The organism is Devosia sp. UYZn731, assembly GCF_040546795.1.
Classification (GTDB): Bacteria; Pseudomonadota; Alphaproteobacteria; order Rhizobiales; family Devosiaceae; genus Devosia.
Map to the genome: position 1 here is coordinate 200,225 of NZ_JBEPOL010000003.1, position 13,254 is coordinate 213,478.

15 protein-coding genes and 1 tRNA gene are annotated in these 13,254 nt (G+C 64.1%); 2 read left to right on the forward strand and 14 right to left on the reverse strand.

The window, feature by feature from the left end; all coding sequences use genetic code 11:
* Positions 1-3: 3 nt before the first annotated feature.
* From ABIB57_RS08885 to ABIB57_RS08950, 14 genes are all read right to left on the reverse strand, one after another.
* Positions 4-1,476, reverse strand: a complete 1,473-nt coding sequence (locus tag ABIB57_RS08885; RefSeq protein ID WP_354040102.1) for a murein hydrolase activator EnvC family protein — start codon at positions 1,474-1,476, stop codon at positions 4-6.
* 106 nt (positions 1,477-1,582) lie between these two features.
* Positions 1,583-2,065, reverse strand: a complete 483-nt coding sequence (gene rlmH / locus ABIB57_RS08890) for a 23S rRNA (pseudouridine(1915)-N(3))-methyltransferase RlmH (protein ID WP_354040104.1) — start codon at positions 2,063-2,065, stop codon at positions 1,583-1,585.
* Between the two features lie 9 nt (positions 2,066-2,074).
* Positions 2,075-2,422 carry a ribosome silencing factor gene (rsfS, locus tag ABIB57_RS08895; RefSeq protein ID WP_354040601.1) on the reverse strand — a complete coding sequence of 116 codons (348 nt, stop codon included), beginning with the start codon at positions 2,420-2,422 and terminating at the stop codon, positions 2,075-2,077.
* Between the two features lie 226 nt (positions 2,423-2,648).
* Positions 2,649-3,290 carry a nicotinate-nucleotide adenylyltransferase gene (locus ABIB57_RS08900; RefSeq protein ID WP_354040106.1) on the reverse strand — a complete coding sequence of 214 codons (642 nt, stop codon included), beginning with the start codon at positions 3,288-3,290 and terminating at the stop codon, positions 2,649-2,651.
* A gap of 172 nt (positions 3,291-3,462) precedes the next feature.
* Positions 3,463-4,743, reverse strand: coding sequence for a glutamate-5-semialdehyde dehydrogenase (locus tag ABIB57_RS08905; RefSeq protein ID WP_354040107.1), 1,281 nt, complete (start codon positions 4,741-4,743; stop codon positions 3,463-3,465).
* Positions 4,740-5,876 (reverse strand): glutamate 5-kinase, encoded by a 1,137-nt coding sequence (gene proB / locus ABIB57_RS08910; RefSeq protein WP_354040108.1) that lies wholly within the window; start codon positions 5,874-5,876, stop codon positions 4,740-4,742. The genes ABIB57_RS08905 and proB overlap by 4 nt, the downstream gene beginning before the upstream one ends.
* 247 nt (positions 5,877-6,123) lie before the next feature.
* A complete protein-coding gene (obgE, locus tag ABIB57_RS08915; RefSeq protein ID WP_299731810.1) occupies positions 6,124-7,167 on the reverse strand; it encodes a GTPase ObgE in 1,044 nt (347 codons plus the stop codon).
* On the reverse strand, positions 7,164-7,697 hold the full coding sequence (locus ABIB57_RS08920) for a GNAT family N-acetyltransferase (protein WP_354040110.1): 534 nt from the start codon (positions 7,695-7,697) through the stop codon (positions 7,164-7,166). The genes obgE and ABIB57_RS08920 overlap by 4 nt, the downstream gene beginning before the upstream one ends.
* Positions 7,694-8,227: a GNAT family N-acetyltransferase gene (locus ABIB57_RS08925; protein WP_354040112.1), complete on the reverse strand. Its 534-nt coding sequence runs from the start codon at positions 8,225-8,227 to the stop codon at positions 7,694-7,696. Before ABIB57_RS08925 ends, ABIB57_RS08920 begins: the two co-directional genes overlap by 4 nt.
* Positions 8,224-8,751 carry a GNAT family N-acetyltransferase gene (locus tag ABIB57_RS08930; RefSeq protein WP_354040114.1) on the reverse strand — a complete coding sequence of 176 codons (528 nt, stop codon included), beginning with the start codon at positions 8,749-8,751 and terminating at the stop codon, positions 8,224-8,226. Before ABIB57_RS08930 ends, ABIB57_RS08925 begins: the two co-directional genes overlap by 4 nt.
* Before the next feature lie 119 nt (positions 8,752-8,870).
* Positions 8,871-9,137, reverse strand: a complete 267-nt coding sequence (rpmA, locus tag ABIB57_RS08935; RefSeq protein WP_354040115.1) for a 50S ribosomal protein L27 — start codon at positions 9,135-9,137, stop codon at positions 8,871-8,873.
* A 12-nt stretch (positions 9,138-9,149) separates the two neighbouring features.
* Positions 9,150-9,725: a 50S ribosomal protein L21 gene (rplU, locus tag ABIB57_RS08940; RefSeq protein ID WP_354040117.1), complete on the reverse strand. Its 576-nt coding sequence runs from the start codon at positions 9,723-9,725 to the stop codon at positions 9,150-9,152.
* A gap of 226 nt (positions 9,726-9,951) precedes the next feature.
* Entirely contained in the window at positions 9,952-10,728 is a 777-nt protein-coding gene (locus tag ABIB57_RS08945) for an MBL fold metallo-hydrolase (protein ID WP_354040118.1), read from the reverse strand.
* Positions 10,729-10,811: 83 nt separating this feature from the next.
* Entirely contained in the window at positions 10,812-11,270 is a 459-nt protein-coding gene (locus tag ABIB57_RS08950) for a gamma-glutamylcyclotransferase family protein (RefSeq protein WP_354040119.1), read from the reverse strand.
* Between the two features lie 113 nt (positions 11,271-11,383).
* Between ABIB57_RS08950 and ABIB57_RS08955 the strand changes: the two genes are divergently transcribed.
* A tRNA-Ser gene (locus tag ABIB57_RS08955) sits at positions 11,384-11,473 on the forward strand.
* A gap of 620 nt (positions 11,474-12,093) precedes the next feature.
* Positions 12,094-13,233: a mandelate racemase/muconate lactonizing enzyme family protein gene (locus ABIB57_RS08960; RefSeq protein ID WP_354040121.1), complete on the forward strand. Its 1,140-nt coding sequence runs from the start codon at positions 12,094-12,096 to the stop codon at positions 13,231-13,233.
* Positions 13,234-13,254: the final 21 nt, after the last annotated feature.

Genomic DNA, 13,254 nt, shown 5'->3' on the forward strand with positions numbered 1-13,254 from the left:
CTCTCAGCTCGTTTTGGACGGGGCGGCCCACCAGCCGGTCGGATCGATGGGCGCGTTGTCGTGTCGCAGTTCTATATAAAGGGTCGGCTGGGAGTTGCCAGCACTGGTGGTGACGGTGCGCCCAATTGTGCGTGATCCCATGGTGCCCAAGGGCTCGCCCATCAGGACAAACTGGCCGATATCGACGCTCACTGTTTCAAGGCCCGCCAGAAGGACGGTGTAGCTCTGGCCGCTATTGAGAATGATGATTTGGCCGTAATTGAGGTAAGGCCCTTTATAGAGCACCCAGCCATCGGCGGGCGCAACGACCTGGGCCTGGGCGCGGGTCACCACCGACAGGCCCTGGCTGATGCCCCCATAGCCATCGCCGGCGCCGAACTCCACCACGTTGACGCCGTTAGAGGGCAAAGTGAGGTAGCCCTTGGCCTGGCCGAAGGGCAAAGCCGGTTCGGTGCGGGCGGTATTGGCGAGAGCAGTCTGGATGGCCGCGGGGGTCATGGCGACGCCGGCGGCTTCGGAATTGGAGGTGGCGGCGGCGGTCGAGACGCTGGTCATGCGTTGGCCCAGACTATCGATCAGTTCCTTGAGCGAGGTGGCGCGGGCCGCGAGCGCGATAGCGTCCTGTTCCTCGGCCTGGAGCTGGCTGGTCATCACCGCGACGCCCTGCTTGCGGGCGACGATGAGGGTGGCGATGCGCAACTGTTCTTCCTCAAGCACGGAATAATTGGCTTCGAGCACGGATTGCTCATCGAGCGCGGCCTGCTTGATCTCGGTGAGCTTCTTGAGATCGGCAGTGACGGCATCGGCCTTGGCGCGCAGTTGCGGCACGATGGCGGCGATCAGGATGGCGCTACGGGCCGAGCCTAGCGCATCGTCGGGATCGACGATGAGGGCGGGCGGAGGATTAAGGGAGATGCGCTGCAGGGCGGCCAGCACATTGGCGATCTGGCTATCGGCGCCATCCAGGCGCCCGCGCACCTCGAGCTCGGAGACGATCAGGTCGGACAGGCGCTCCTCGACATCGGCGACCTCGATTTCGGCCAGCTTGACGCGCTGGGCGGCGGCAATCAGGGCGGCGTTCTGCTTGGTGCGATCGCCCTCCATATCGGCGATCTCTTTCTTGAGCGCGTCGGAACGCTCCTTGCTGAGGCTGATGGAGGAGATGACGGCGTCGAGATCGGCCTGGCTGGCGGCGGCGTCGGGTTGCGTGGTGGCAGGAGCGGCAGCCGGAGCGGCGGTTGCGGGCGCAGTACCGGCAGCCGGCGCCGGGGCGGCGACAGGTGCGGTGGGTGACGGTTCGGATACGGCCGGCGTGTGGGGTGCGGCCGGGGGCGCCGCGACAGGGGCCGTTTCGACGGGCGCCGTCGTCGTCGTCGGAGCGGGCGTTTCGGTCTGGGCCAGCAATGGCAGGGCCGACAGCGCGGCGAGCGCGACGCCCGCCACAATGCCAATCCTGAAGCCGGAACGCACCGACATGCCAACTCCATCCATGGGGCGCGGCCCCGAATCAGTGTTCGCACCATAGCAAGAGCGTGGAAAACCGCAGGTTAATGAAATTTAACCATGCGGGGATTTCGGTCGGTCAATCGCCGCGGTGGTAGGGGTGGCCGGAGAGGATGGTGGTGGTGCGGTAGAGTTGCTCAGCCAGCATGATGCGCACCATCTGGTGGGGCCACGTGAGGGGCGAGAACGAAAGGGTCATGTCGGCGGCTGAGACGAAGGCGGGTTCGAGGCCGTCGGCGCCGCCGATGATGAAACTGGTGGCGGGGCGGCCGTCGTCGCGCCAGCGGGCGATGAGGGCGGAAAAAGCCTCGGAGCCAATGGATTTGCCGCGTTCGTCGAGGGCGACGACGATGCCTTCGGGGAGAACGGCGCGCAGGGCCTTGGCTTCATCGGCCTTGCGGGAGGCCGATGAAGAGGCGCGGGATTCGGGGAGTTCGATGACGTCGAAACCGGTCAACGCCAGCGGCTTGCCGCCGCCGATGGCGCGATCGAGATAGCGCGCCACCAGTTCACGCTCAGGCCCGGCCTTCATGCGGCCGATGGCGGCAATGCTGAGACGCATCCCAGAAGGCTAGTGGGCGTCGGCGGCGAAATCGGCCTGCCACATCTTTTCGATGTTGTAGAACTCGCGCACTTCAGGGCGGAAAATGTGGACGATCACGTCGCCCGCATCGACCAGAACCCAATCGCAATGGGGTAGGCCTTCGATGCGTGGCTTGCCGTAACCGGCTTCGCGCAGGGCGGTGACCATCTGGTCGGCAACGGCGCCGACATGGCGCTGCGAGCGGCCGGAGGTGACGACCATATGGTCGGCCAGCGACGACTTGCCGGTGATGTCCACCGCAATGGTCTCTTCCGCCTTGGCATCGTCAAGGCAGTCGAGGATCACATCGATCAGGGGGCGCAGGGGAGCCGCCATGGTGGGCGCGGTGTCCGGAGCGGAATTGTTGGGCAAACCGGCCATCAGCAATGGCCTTCCGCCCATGCCATAAGAGCATGAGTCATGCGTGGGGGTAGCATCCTTGGTTGTTGATCGGAATGTCGCAACGTCTTTTCAAAGGACAAGCGATCTGTTCCCGTTCTGGTGATCATCGTCACACCTGGTCAATATGCGCTTTTTAACGCCTTTGTGCAAGGCGGCGGCCTTAGATGGTCTGCTTGCCGCGCCGGCGGGCCCGGATGGCCGAGGAGGAGAGCGAAGAGGTCAGGCCGTGCAGGTAGGTCCAGGCGGGCGCGTCATGCATGGCCAGGCGTCCCGCATCGGTCTCGTCGACGCGGTATTTCGCCAGCGCGGTGGCGGCCAGCGAGGCGGGGGCGCGGCGCGAGGAGCCGGGGCGCACATAGACGGCGATGGGCAGCATGGCGGCGATATCCTGCCAGCGTTCCCAGCGGTGAAAATTGACCAGGTTGTCGGCGCCCATGATCCAGACGAAATGGCGGTCCCGCATGGTCTTCTTGAGGAACATGATGGTCTGCCACGAATAGGTGAAGCCGTGCGCGGCCTCAAAGCCGGTGACGCGAATGCGGGGGTGATCCATCATGGCGCGGGTGGCGGCGACGCGGTCCGCCAGCGGGGCGAGGTCTTGGTGATTCTTGAGCGGATTGCCGGGGGTGACCAAAATCCACAGCGCGTCGAGCTGCAGCTTTTGCAAGGTCTGCTCGGCGACGAGGCGGTGGCCTTCATGGACGGGATTGAAGCTGCCGCCAAACAGGCCAATGCGCATGCCGGCGCCGGACGGCGGCAGTTCGGTGATGCCGGGGATGCGGAGGATGGGGCGGTGGGTCAAATCTGGCTTTTCGGGCAATCGGCCAGCAGTCGGCCTCCCTCCCCCTTGTGGGGAGGGTTGGGGTGGGGGTGCTTCAGTCTGCCAGAGTGAGCGTTAAAAGAACCCCCACCCTTGATCCCTCCCCACAAGGGGGAGGGCGTCGACTGATGATTCAGTGCCCCCAAATTCACTGCTACGGCCTCGTCTGGCCGGTGCCGCGGATGCGGTAATTGAAGGTGGTGAGCTGTTCGACGCCGACCGGGCCGCGGGCGTGCATCTTGCCGGTGGCAATGCCGATTTCGCCGCCGAAGCCGAATTCGCCGCCATCGGCGAACTGGGTGGAGGCGTTGTGCAGCAGGATCGCCGAATCGATCTCGTTGAAGAATTTTTCGACCGCGCCCAGGTCCTCGGTGATGATGGCCTCGGTGTGGTGGCTGGAATAGTGCTCGATGTGGGCGATGGCCGCTTCCAGGCTGTCGACGACCTTTACCGAGATGATCGCGTCCTCGTATTCGGTGTGCCAGTCTTCCTCGGTGGCGGCCTTGGCTTCGGGGATCAGCCGCATCACGGCAGCGTCGCCGCGGATTTCGCAGCCTTTTTCCACCAGCGCATCAATGATGGGCTTGAGGTGGGTTCTGACCACGTTCTTATGCACAAGCAGGGTTTCGGCGGCGCCGCAGACGCCGGTGCGCCGCATCTTGGCGTTGAGCACGACGGGGACGGCTTTGCTCAAGTCAGCGGTCTCGTCAATATAGATGTGCACGATGCCCTCGAGATGGGCGAAGACCGGCACCCGGGCCTCGTCCTGGACGCGGGCGACCAGCGTCTTGCCGCCGCGGGGGACGATGACGTCGATATTGCCATCGAGGCCCTTGAGCATCTCGCCGACGGCGGCGCGATCCACGGTGGGAACGAGCTGGATCGCCTCGGTGGGCAGGCCGGCAAGGTGAAGACCATCGAGCAGGCAATCAACGATGGCATGGGAGGAATGAAAGCTGTCCGAACCGCCGCGCAGGATGACGGCATTGCCGGACTTGATGCACAGCGCGCCGGCATCGGCGGTGACATTGGGGCGCGACTCGAAGATTACGCCGATGACGCCAAGCGGGGTGCGAACGCGTGAAATATGCAGGCCGTTGGGGCGGTCCCATTCGGCGATAACGGTGCCGACCGGGTCGGGCAGTTCGGCAATGGTCTTGAGGCCCTCGACCATGGCGTCGATGCGGTCATCATTGAGAGTCAGGCGATCGAGGAAGGCGCTGGAAATGCCTTTGAGTGTGGCGGCCTCGATGTCCTTGACGTTGGCGGCGAGGATTTTCTTGCGATGGGCATTGATGGCACCGGCGGCGGTAAGCAGGGCCGTCCGCTTGGCGGCGGGAGAGGCGGTGGCGAGCACGCGCGCGGCGGCACGGGCATTGCGGCCGATCTCGGCCATGGTGGAGGCGATGTCGGTCACCGATGACACTGCGCTCATAGAACCTCTCCTGACTTTGATACCATGACCATATTGTCGCGATGCACAAGCTCGCTGCGGTTGCCCACGCCCAGCAGTTCGACCACGGTGGGGCCACGTTTGCCCATGACGAGGCGGGCTTCATCGCTATCGAGACCGACGAGACCGCGGGCGATTTCGTGACCATCCGGATCGGTGATGGCGATGGCATCGCCGCGATCGAAGGCGCCCTTGACCTTGGTGACGCCGATGGGCAGCAGCGACTTGCCGGTGAGCAAAGCGCGGGCGGCGCCGGCATCGACCTGCAGGGTTCCGGCGACTGCGAGCGTGCCCATGATCCAGCGCTTGCGGGCCTGGGCACGGGACTGGGCGGGGTGGAACAGGGTGTGGCGGGCGCCGTCAGTGAGCGCGCGAAGCGGATGAGCTTCGGTGCCCTTGGCGATGATCATGGCGGTGCCGGCTTGCGTGGCGATCTTGCCGGCCTCGACCTTGGTGGTCATGCCGCCGCGCGACAGGTGGCTCGCCGCGCCGCCCGCCATGGCTTCGATGGCGGGGGTGATGCTGGTAATGACCGGCAGGTGAGTGGCGGTCGGGTCCTTGGCGGGCGGAGCGGTATAGAGACCGTCCACGTCCGACAGTAGCACCAGGCAATCGGCCTCGATCATGGTGGCGACGCGGGCCGAGAGGCGGTCATTGTCGCCGTAGCGGATCTCGGCGGTGGCGACGCTGTCGTTCTCGTTGATGATGGGGACGGCGCCAAGGCCCAGCAGGGTGGCGATGGTGGTGCGCGCGTTGAGGTAGTAGCGGCGCTCCTCGGTGATATTGGGGGTGATGAGGATCTGGCCGGTGACGATATTGTGGCGGCCGAGCGCTTCCGCCCAGGCCTGGCTCAATGCGATCTGGCCGGCGCTGGCGGCGGCTTGCGATTGCTCGAGGGGGAGGGCGATTGCGTCGAGCTTGAGCAGACGGCGGCCGAGCGCGATGGCGCCGGAGGAGACGATGACGATCTCGGTGCCGGCGGATTTGAGGGCTGCGATGTCCTCGGACAGGTCGGCGAGCCAAGACGAGCGGAGTTTTCCGCTGCCGCTATCGACGAGGAGAGCGGAGCCGATTTTGATGGTGAGGCGGCGGTAGGGGGCGAGGGGGGAGGTCATCTTGGATTCAGCGCAAAGAGGGAGAGCCCCTCGCCCCAGCCCTCTTCCCGGAGGGGCGAGGGGGCGGTGCGGTGAGCGTAGCTTGATCGTGCCGCAAACGCGGTCTGGTCCCCTCGCCCCTTTGGGGAGAGGGCTAGGGTGAGGGGCGCTTTTCTCGATAAGATGCGGGAGGAAGGCCCCCTCACCCGGCGCCGCGCGCCGACCTCTCCCCCAAAGGGAAAGGTGAAGAAGGCCGCACCAAAATCCATCAGGGCGCCCAATTGGGTTCGGCCTTGCGCCTCGCAGCTTCCAGTTTGGCGGCTTTGGTGGCGTCGAGGGTGTCGACGATGGCGTAGAGCACCAGATCGGTGCCCTTGCCGGTGACGCCCGAGACCAGCATGACGTCCTGCTTGCTGACCTTCTTGAGGATTTTCAGTTTTTCCTTGAGCTCGTCGGGATCGATGGCGTCGATCTTGTTGAGCACGACCAATTCGGGCTTTTCGGCCAGGCGCTCGTCATAGGCGGCAAGCTCGGAGCGGATGGTGGTGTAGGCGGTCTTGATATCGGCTTCGGTGCCGTCGATCAGGTGGACGAGCACGCCGCAACGTTCCACATGGCCCAGGAAGCGGTCGCCGATGCCGGCGCCCTCGCTGGCGCCCTCGATCAGGCCGGGGATGTCGGCCAGCACGAAATCGCGCTCGCCGATGGAGACGACGCCCAGGTTGGGATGGAGCGTGGTGAAGGGGTACGCCGCGATCTTGGGCTTGGCAGCGGAGACGGCGGCCAGAAAGGTCGATTTGCCGGCATTGGGCAGGCCAACGAGGCCGGCATCGGCGATGAGCTTGAGGCGCAGCCAGATCCACTTTTCCACCCCGGGAATGCCCGGATTGGCGTGGCGCGGGGCCTGGTTGGCCGAGGTCTTGAAATGGGCATTGCCGAAACCGCCATTGCCGCCACTGAGCAGCACGACGCGCTGGCCGACCTCGGTCATGTCGGCGATCAGGGTTTCGTTGTCGTCCTCGAAAATCTGGGTGCCGACGGGGACGCGCAGCACGGTATCCTCGCCATGGGCGCCGGCGCGGTCCTTGCCCATGCCATGGGTGCCGATCTTGGCCTTGAAATGCTGCTGGTAGCGGTAATCGATGAGGGTGTTGAGACCGTCGACGCATTCGATGACCACGTCACCGCCGCGCCCGCCATTGCCGCCATTGGGGCCGCCGAATTCGACGAACTTTTCGCGCAGGAACGAGACGGCGCCGGCGCCGCCATCGCCCGAACGGACATAGACCTTGGCTTGATCAAGAAATTTCATTGCGGTCTTCCAGTCCACGCGGCCCGCGTGATGATTGTGTCGATATGCTCCACCTCGGCGTTACGCGCAAGGCAGAGCAGGGTGGAGCGTCCGGTTTGGGTAAACCCGAGCTTGGTCTGAATGGCGAGCGATGCCTGGTTGAAGGCAAAGACACCGGAAATCACTTCGGAAACGCCGCTGGCGCGAAAATACCAATCGAGGCTGGCGATCACCGCCTCGGTCATGATGCCTTGGCCCCAGAACGGCTTGCCCAGCCAATAGCCCAATATGGTGCCGGTGGCGCCGCGATGAAAGCCGATCTGGCCGGCAAAGCCGATACCGGGCAGGTCGATGGCGAAATTGGTCTCATCGAGCGGCAGGCCAGGCCGGCGGGTCTTGAGCCAGGCGCGGGCATCGGCCAGGTGATAGGGAAAGGGCACGCGCGCCAGGTTCCCGGCGACATCGAAATCGTTGAGATAGCGGGCGATCGGCTCGGCATCGCCCGTGGCGGGCTGGCGCAGGATGAAGCGACGGGTGGCGAGGCTGGTCATGGTGTGGCACTCCAGCTCAGGATCAGCAGCGGCTTGCCGCGATGGCGCTCGACCACGCTGTGGGTGTGTTCGGTGATGGCGAAGCCGGACTTTTCGAGGACGCGAACCGAAGCAGGATTATCCGCCAGTACGCGGGCATTGATGGTGGAGCAGAGGCCGGTGGCGCGGGCGGTTTCGAGCAGGGCGGCGATGGCTTCGGGCACGTATCCCTGGCCCCAGAAGGGTTCGCCTAGCCAGTAGCCGAGCTCGACCGGCTTATCGTCGAAAAAGTAGAGGCCTATGACGCCGATCAGGCGGTTCTCGGCATCGGCGATAGCGTAGCTGCGATTGCCGGGTTTTTGGCTGTAACGCTCGATGAAGCCGCGACCATGTTCCTCCAGATAGGGAAGGGGCAGGCCGGCCGTCATCATGATGACCTTGGGATTGTTGGCCAGGGTGACCAGATCGTTGAGGTCATCGAGATGCGGCGCGCGCAGGGTAAGGCGGGCGGTTTGGATGGTATCGGGCAAGGCGTCGCGGGCCTGGGTCATGCGGCGAACTCCAGGCGCATGAGGGCGACGCCCTGGCCCTGCAGGGTGCCGGTGGCATCAACACCTTCGCCGATCTCGGTAAAACCGGCCTTGCGCAGCACGTTGCGCGAGCCGGTATTGGTCAGCAGGGCGCGCGAGCGCAGGGCGGTGACGCCGGCGGTGCGAGCGGCGGCAACGACGGCAATGGCGGCCTCCGTGGCATAGCCAACCCCCCAGAAGGGCTCTCCGAGCCAATAGCCGAGTTCGGGCAATTGATCGGGCAGCAGGTGCAGCCCGATGGTGCCGATGAATTGTCCGTCGCGCAGGATGGACCAGGCCCATTCGGCGGGGCCGCGGGCGATGGTCTGCACAAAGACGCGGCCGTCGTCCTCGCTATAGGGATGGGGCAGGCGCGACAGCACTTCGTAGATAGCGCGGCTATTGGCCAGCACGGCCATGTCCGGGACGTGCGCCAGCGACGGCGTGGCCAGGACCAGCCGCTCGGTTTGGATCGTCTCTGGAAGTGTGTCGCGCAGGCTCGCCATGGGATGCATCCAAAACGAAAGAGGGGAACCGGTGACCGGTTCCCCTCAATCAAATGGGTTTGGCAAACGTCAAACCGGGGAACAGGTCACCCGGCCGCGGTTTGTCAGACCAAGCCGGGTTATTCGGCGGCCAGTGCCGGCTCGACCGACACGAACACTTGCGAATTGGCCTTGGTGCGGAACGCAACCTTGCCGTCGACGAGTGCATAAATGGTGTGGTCCTTGCCCAGGCCAACGCCGGTGCCGGGATGCCACTTGGTGCCGCGCTGACGGATCAGGATATTGCCGGCGATGACGGCTTCGCCACCGAACTTCTTGACGCCAAGACGACGGCCGGCGGTATCGCGACCGTTGCGGGATGAACCGCCTGCTTTCTTATGTGCCATGGTGCTTCTTCCTTATTCCTGATCGGCCTTGGGAGCGGCTTTTTTGGCCGGGGCCTTCTTCGCCGGCTTTTCAGCGGCGGCTTCGGTTTCGACGGCGGCGGCCTTCTTGGGCGCTGCCTTCTTGGGAGCGGCGGCAGCCTTAGCGGGCTTGGCTGCAGCGGCGGGAGCTGCAGTTTCGGTGGCAGCGGCAGCCTTGGCGGCTGCGCGGGCCTTCGCAGGCTTGACCGAGACGACAGCGGCCGGTGCTTCGACCTTGGCGGCGGCCTGGACGGTTGGCTTGGCGCCGCCGGTCAGGATTTCGGTGATGCGCACGGTCGACAGCAACTGGCGGTGGCCGTTGCGGCGGCGATAGTTGTGGCGACGGTTCTTCTTGAAGATGATGACCGTCTTCTGCTTCTTGGTATCGAGCAGTTCGGCAGCGACAAGCGCGCCTTCGATCAGCGGAGCGCCGATTTCGTCGCCGATCATCAGCACCTGGTCGAAGGTGACGATGGAGCCGGCTTCGGCATCGAGCTTTTCAATCTTGATAACGTCGTTGGCGGCAACCTTGTACTGCTTGCCACCGGTTTTGATCACGGCGAAAGTCATATCTGCGCCAGGCGTTGCAAACGCCCGGTCCCTTTGTGTCGCGCTTTGCGGCGCCGCAGAAGAACCCTTGGGGCAAGCCCCGGTTCTGCGGTCTTCGGACAGTCTGCCGGACGGGTCCGGCGGGCAGCCTCAAGCAGCGGTTTGATAAACCAAAGAAGCGCGCCAAGTTGAATTGGCACGCATTCCAAGGCGGCTTATCGTGGCAAATGTGCCCGGAGTCAATACTTCAAGCGCCCGCAGGATACCATTTGCGCAGGCGCACTTCGGTGTCGGGGCCAACGGCGGCCTTGAAGGTTTGGGGATCGCTGCCCTTGTAGTGATAGGGATAGACGACGGCGGGCTTGAAGGTGTTGACGGCCGCGGCGGCCTGCTCGGGGGTCATGGTATAGGGCAGGTTCATCGGCAGGAAGGCGACGGCGATGTTCTTGAGTGCCAGCATTTCGGGGGTGGGTTCGGTATCGCCGGCGACGTAGACGATCTTGTCGCCGAAGGTCAGCAGGTAGCCATTGCCAACGCCGGGCGGGTGATACTGCATTCGATCGGCGGTGGTGTTCTGGGCCGGGATGGCCTCGACCGGGATATCGACCAGCGTGCCCTTGTCGCCATTGGCGAGCGGCTTGGCATTGGCCTTGAGAGCCTGCGGCAGTTTGTCGAGCACCTCTTTGGTGGTGATGATCGGCGCGCTGCCGGCGATGGCCTCGAGCGTCGGGATATCGAAATGGTCGCCATGGCCGTGGGTGATCAGGATGGCGGTGGCGTTGGGCAGGCCGTCATAGGCCGCGGCGCCGCCGACGGGATCGACATAGATGACCTGGTCCTTCCAGCCGAGCAGGAGGCTGGCATGGCTGACCGGATGAATGATGAGATCGCCATCTGAGGTGGTGAGGGTATCGCCGTCCAAAGCGGCCTCCGTTTGGGCAAAGACGGGGCCCAGAGCCCCTGTCACTAAAGTTGCGAGGGGTAATGCAGCCATGCCGATGACAAGGTTACGACGGTTGGTCATGTCCAATTCCTTTTTGCGCAGGGTTATCCGGTAGTCAAACACCGGCGGGCGCGAAATAATCCCAGGCTCCCGAAAAGTTGACTTCAGAAGGCGGGTTTGCGGGCGACGCTGAGCCGGTCGCGTAGGGCCTGGGAGGTGCGCCGTTCGCCGTCCAGCACGCCGAGTTTATGCAGCCTGGTCCAGTTGTCCAGCGTCCAGGGCTCGGCATCAGCCGGGATGTGGGCGACCGGCAGGTAGACATCGGCCTCGACGGTGCCGTACGGCGCCATCGCCGAAATGGAGGCGCGGCGATATTCGTCGCCCTCGAAGGCATCGAGGACGGCGAGCTCCGTGGCGCTGAGGTCATGAAGCAGGAGGCCGGGGGCGTTGCCGTCGGGCACGGCGATCAGCGCGGGATAGACGCGCTGCGGATAATGGACGGCCTGGAAGCCGGGCGTGCAGGCACCGACGCATTCGGATGCCGACAGGGTACGGCCAAGGAGGGCGTACAGGACCTCGGGATCGCGCAATGTGCCGTAGACAAAGAGGGGTCGTGCGCTCAAAGCCATCTCGTTTTGCTGCAGGCGCAGATGGGGAGTTGCAGGTCTGTGTTTGCTATGCCATAAGCCCGGCCATGTCGACCCAGCCCGCCGCAAGGGGGGCGTTACGACCTCGCGGAGAGGTGGCAGAGTGGTCGAATGCACCGCACTCGAAATGCGGCGTGGGGGTGACTCCACCGTGAGTTCGAATCTCACCCTCTCCGCCACTTCTACCTCATTGAAATTGTTGGCGTTGAACCGGATCGGCGAACGGATTCTGTCAAAGCATCCCGTCACGGCCTTGGGCGTGTTTTGTCATGCCCGGAACTGATGGTTGGTTCACCGGCGAGGTCCGCTCTCGCCTCGGACGTTCGGGCCTCCGTGGATCTTTGTGCGTCAGCGACCAGCGGGCCGGTCGAAAGTCTCGGCTCAGCCGATGGTGTCGCGACGCTGCTGCTTTGCCGCGCCGGGCCACCGCGGCGTTCGACGCTCCGGCAGTTTGCCCAAGCGGGGAGTTATCAACTGTCCATACATATTTCACGTTCGTTTGTGGCAAGTTGAGATTTTAAATTGACAACTAATGGGGCGCAGGATAGCTCTCTATGCGAGGTGAGGAGCTTCGGACATCGACGGCCGACCCGCAATGGTGACGTTTCGGGCAACAGTTGACGACTCGCAGGTCGGTGGCAGGCGCAGCCTGCATGCGGTTTCCGCTGTCGGTCGCCTGACCGGCAGTCAGGAGCAGTCGCACTCGGCCGCGCAATGAAACGACAGGAACTTGTGGCCGCTCGCTCATCGCGAATGGCAGGGCGCGGTTGTGTCCAGTTTGAGTGGGAGAATTTCGACAATGCGGATTACCGCGCTGCGCAGTTATATGAGCCACGACGGCAACCGGCCTCGCCTGGTTGTCGCCATCGATACCGATGAGGGCATTACCGGTTGGGGCGAATGTTACAACCATGGTCCCGACCGCGCGCTGCCGGCAATTCTGGATTACTTCTTCGAACAGATCAAAGGCGAGGATCCCCGCCGCATCGAGTTCCTGATGCTCAAATTGCAGCAGCAGGCGCGCTTCCCTGGCGGGGCCATGCATCTGGCGGCGTTTTCGGCCATCGACCATTGCCTGTGGGACATCTCAGCCAAGGCCGTCAACCTGCCGGTCTACAAGCTGCTCGGCGGCGAAGTGCGCGACAAGGTGCGCGTCTATCTCGGCGTTTATACGGCGCCCGATCCGGCCGATCTGCTGGACCAGGTCATGGGCCATAATGAAAAATACGGACTGACGGCGTTCAAGCTCAGCCCCTACCGCGTCGATTTTCATGCAGAGCGTTGGGGCGAGGTGGTGCGTACCAGCGCCGAATATTTCCGCAAGCTGCGGGAAATGTCGCCGACCCATTTCGAATACGCCTTTGACGCGCATGCCAAGATTTACGACCCGTGGCAGGCCGTGCAACTGGCCAATGCGCTGGCGCCCTACGATCCGCTGTTTTTCGAGGAGCCGATCCGGCCCGAGCATATTCCCGCCTGGGCCGAAATGAAGGCCAAGATGCTGTGCCCGCTGGCGACCGGAGAGAGTCTCTACAGCCGCTACGAGTTCCTCAACCTGCTGTCGGCCCGCGGCTGCGATATCGCCCAGCCCGATATCTGCGTCGTCGGCGGCATGCTGGAAATGCGCAAGATCGCGGTGCTGGCGGAGGCCCATTACGTGCAGATCGCCCCGCACAATCCGATGGGGCCATTGGCCACCGCGGTCAACCTGCACTTTTCGGCGTCGATCCCCAATTTCAAGATTCTGGAATACCGGCTGCCGCTCGACGCGCCCTACGTCAAGGACCCCTATCTGCCCGAGGGCGGCTATCTACAGCTGCGGCCCGACCGGCCGGGCTGGGGGGTGGAGATCAACGAGGCCGAATTGGTCAGGGACAGTTACGTGCATTGGGAGCGCAAGCTTCCGGTCAAGCCCGACGGTTCGTTTGGCTATCCATGATCGACCGCGAGGAGGCGGGTT

What these genes read in the sequence shown, in the direction of transcription:
- ABIB57_RS08945 (WP_354040118.1), bottom strand. Translation starts at nt 10,728, where the DNA reads ATGACCAACCGTCGTAACCTTGTCATCGGCATGGCTGCATTACCCCTC.
- rlmH (WP_354040104.1), bottom strand. Translation starts at nt 2,065, where the DNA reads ATGCGTCTCAGCATTGCCGCCATCGGCCGCATGAAGGCCGGGCCTGAG.
- proB (WP_354040108.1), bottom strand. Translation starts at nt 5,876, where the DNA reads ATGACCTCCCCCCTCGCCCCCTACCGCCGCCTCACCATCAAAATCGGC.
- rpmA (WP_354040115.1), bottom strand. Translation starts at nt 9,137, where the DNA reads ATGGCACATAAGAAAGCAGGCGGTTCATCCCGCAACGGTCGCGATACC.
- ABIB57_RS08885 (WP_354040102.1), bottom strand. Translation starts at nt 1,476, where the DNA reads ATGTCGGTGCGTTCCGGCTTCAGGATTGGCATTGTGGCGGGCGTCGCG.
- ABIB57_RS08925 (WP_354040112.1), bottom strand. Translation starts at nt 8,227, where the DNA reads ATGACCCAGGCCCGCGACGCCTTGCCCGATACCATCCAAACCGCCCGC.
- ABIB57_RS08960 (WP_354040121.1), top strand. Translation starts at nt 12,094, where the DNA reads ATGCGGATTACCGCGCTGCGCAGTTATATGAGCCACGACGGCAACCGG.
- rsfS (WP_354040601.1), bottom strand. Translation starts at nt 2,422, where the DNA reads ATGGCGGCTCCCCTGCGCCCCCTGATCGATGTGATCCTCGACTGCCTT.
- ABIB57_RS08905 (WP_354040107.1), bottom strand. Translation starts at nt 4,743, where the DNA reads ATGAGCGCAGTGTCATCGGTGACCGACATCGCCTCCACCATGGCCGAG.
- ABIB57_RS08920 (WP_354040110.1), bottom strand. Translation starts at nt 7,697, where the DNA reads ATGACCAGCCTCGCCACCCGTCGCTTCATCCTGCGCCAGCCCGCCACG.
- rplU (WP_354040117.1), bottom strand. Translation starts at nt 9,725, where the DNA reads ATGACTTTCGCCGTGATCAAAACCGGTGGCAAGCAGTACAAGGTTGCC.
- obgE (WP_299731810.1), bottom strand. Translation starts at nt 7,167, where the DNA reads ATGAAATTTCTTGATCAAGCCAAGGTCTATGTCCGTTCGGGCGATGGC.
- ABIB57_RS08930 (WP_354040114.1), bottom strand. Translation starts at nt 8,751, where the DNA reads ATGGCGAGCCTGCGCGACACACTTCCAGAGACGATCCAAACCGAGCGG.